Genomic DNA, 2,808 nt, shown 5'->3' with positions numbered 1-2,808 from the left:
TGAAGTTCATATAGACACTACGTGAAAAATCTGGCTTCCATGTTCCAAATCTTATGCAAGCAGTATTTCGGTACACAGGCAATTCAAAACCGCCCTTCCCCTAAGCAAACCGGGTAGCGTGGGGAAGGGCGGTTTTGAATTGCCGTCCGTCCCCAAATACCCGTCGCTGCTTTGCAGCCTGTACACACCCGTCTCCAAATACCAACCAGTATCCCCTTATTCATCAATACTGTAATTCGGCGCTTCCTTCGTAATATGAATATCATGAGGATGACTTTCCTTCAATGATGCAGCAGAAATCTTCACAAATTTCCCGGTTTCTTTCAGCGTTTCAATATCAGCCGCTCCGCAGTATCCCATCCCGGAGCGAAGTCCGCCGATTAACTGGAATACGGTATCCTCCACAGTTCCCTTGTAGGCAACCCGGCCTTCCACGCCTTCCGGCACCAGCTTCTTGGCATCCTGCTGGAAATAGCGGTCTTTGGAGCCGTTTTCCATAGCAGCCAAAGAGCCCATGCCCCGGTAAACCTTATATTTTCTGCCCTGATACAATTCAAAGGTTCCCGGACTCTCGTCGCATCCGGCAAAAATGCTGCCCATCATGCATACATTGGCTCCGGCAGCGATGGATTTAGTCATGTCGCCGGAATATTTGATGCCGCCGTCTGCGATAATTGGAATGCCGTACTCTTTTGCCACATCGTAGCAGTCCATAATTGCTGAAATCTGCGGAACGCCGATTCCTGCCACTACACGGGTGGTACAGATGGAACCGGGGCCGATTCCCACTTTCACTGCATCTGCGCCAGCTTCAATCAAGGCTTTGGTGGCTTCGCCGGTTGCAATATTTCCGGCAATGACCTGCAGGTCGGGATAGGCGGATTTGACCTGTCTGACAGCGTCTAAGATATTTTTGGAATGCCCATGGGCGGAATCCAGTACAATCACGTCTACCTTGGCGTCCACAAGGGCAGCCACCCGCTCTAACATATTGGAGGTAATGCCCACGCCTGCGCCGCAGAGGAGTCTGCCCTGTGCGTCCTTGGCAGACATCGGGTATTTAATTTGCTTTTCAATATCCTTAATGGTAATAAGGCCTTTGAGGTTGAAGTTTTCATCTACGATTGGAAGTTTTTCCTTCCGGGCTTTGGCGAGAATTGTTTTCGCTTCTTCCAGTGTGATGCCTTCCCGGGCAGTCACCAGATGTTCTGAAGTCATAGATTCTTTGATTTTTCTGGAAAAGTCCTCTTCGAATTTTAAGTCGCGGTTGGTAATGATGCCCACCAGTCTGCCGTTCTCTGTAATGGGTACTCCGGAAATCCGGAATTTGGCCATAAGGTTGTCCGCATCCTGCAGGGTATGTTCCGGGGAAAGGGAGAAAGGATCTGTAATTACGCCGTTTTCCGAACGCTTTACCTTGTCCACTTCCTCAGCCTGCGCTGCAACTGACATATTCTTGTGAATGATGCCGATGCCGCCCTGACGTGCCATGGCAATTGCCATTCTGTGTTCTGTTACGGTGTCCATGCTGGCACTCATCATAGGGATGTTTAATTTTACTGTTTTGGTCAGGTTGGTGGATAAGTCTACCATATTCGGTGTAACTTCTGAATATGCTGGAACTAATAATACGTCGTCAAATGTGATTCCTTCGCCGATAATTGTACCCATTGTTTTCCTCGCTTTCTTTGAAATTCAATATGCTCTTGAGTGTAAGTGTTATTCCCACGATTTTATCAAAAAAGCAGGGAACTGTCAACGACTGGCGGACAGAAAATTGAAAAAACGAATTTCCCATTTCAATCAACCGTCATTTGTAGTAAAATAAATCTGCTGTTAAAATAATACGCTAACATTAATAATATAGAAAGAAGTGAAAAAATGGAATTTCGGCCATGCATTGATATACACAATGGAAAAGTAAAGCAAATTGTAGGAGGAAGCCTGAAGGATCAGGGAAATTATGCAGAAGAAAATTTTGTATCAGAACAGGACAGCGTATTCTATGCCGGGCTGTACCAAAGCCGCGGCATCCGGGGCGGCCATATTATACTTTTAAATCCTGCAGACAGCCCATGGTATGAAGCCACCAGAGAACAGGCTTTAAAGGCTTTAAGAGCCTATCCCGGCGGGATGCAGGCAGGAGGCGGCATTCATGCGGAGAACGCCGCTGAGTTCCTCAACGCAGGCGCAAGCCATGTAATTGTTACCTCTTATGTGTTCCGAAACGGAGTCATTCATTATGAGAATCTGCATAAACTGCAGAAAGCCGTAGGAAAAGAACATCTGGTTCTGGACTTAAGCTGCAGAAGGCGGGGAGAGGATTATTACATTGTCACAGACCGGTGGCAGAAATTTACAGAAGAAAAACTGTCCCAATCTCTGTTGGAGCAATTGTCAAAATACGCAGATGAATTTCTGGTTCATGCGGTGGATGTGGAGGGAAAAGCGCAGGGAGTGGAAACAGAACTGGTAAAGATGCTGGGAAGCTGGGGAAAAATTCCCATAACATACGCCGGAGGCGTGGGAAGCTTTGAGGATTTGAAGCAGTTAAAGGCGCTGGGGCAGAACCGCCTGAATGTCACTGTAGGAAGCGCGCTGGATTTGTTTGGAGGCAGTATGGAATGGGAAGAGGTTTTGAAATTCTGTCGGGACGGAGAGGGAGCAGGCAGCGTTATGCCTTCGGCCTCACGGTAACGGAATCCGCCGATAGTGTAAAATTTTTTTCGGAAAATTTAAGAAGGGAACTCTTTTTTGTGGTAGAGTATAAGTGCCTAAACAAACACCCGCACAAAAGAAAGGAGTTCC

At 47.3% G+C, this 2,808-nt stretch carries 2 protein-coding genes; one reads left to right on the top strand and one right to left on the bottom strand.

Annotated features, from left to right (window positions below):
• Positions 1 to 216 precede the first annotated feature (216 nt).
• Positions 217 to 1,671 (bottom strand): IMP dehydrogenase, encoded by a 1,455-nt coding sequence (gene guaB / locus ACTO17_RS19730; RefSeq protein ID WP_482559128.1) that lies wholly within the window; start codon positions 1,669 to 1,671, stop codon positions 217 to 219.
• 210 nt (positions 1,672 to 1,881) lie between these two features.
• On the opposite strand from guaB, the gene hisA reads away from it, so the two are divergent.
• Positions 1,882 to 2,697 carry a phosphoribosylformimino-5-aminoimidazole carboxamide ribotide isomerase gene (gene hisA, locus ACTO17_RS19725; RefSeq protein WP_482559127.1) on the top strand — a complete coding sequence of 272 codons (816 nt, stop codon included), beginning with the start codon at positions 1,882 to 1,884 and terminating at the stop codon, positions 2,695 to 2,697.
• Positions 2,698 to 2,808: the final 111 nt, after the last annotated feature.

Source organism: Petralouisia sp. (assembly GCF_056822245.1).
Note: the sequence above shows the minus strand (reverse complement) of the source record. Positions and strands in the feature narration are given on the sequence as shown.

Excerpts from the sequence above, each read along its gene's own strand:
- hisA (WP_482559127.1), top strand. The coding sequence starts at position 1,882 with ATGGAATTTCGGCCATGCATTGATATACACAATGGAAAAGTAAAGCAA.
- guaB (WP_482559128.1), bottom strand. The coding sequence starts at position 1,671 with ATGGGTACAATTATCGGCGAAGGAATCACATTTGACGACGTATTATTA.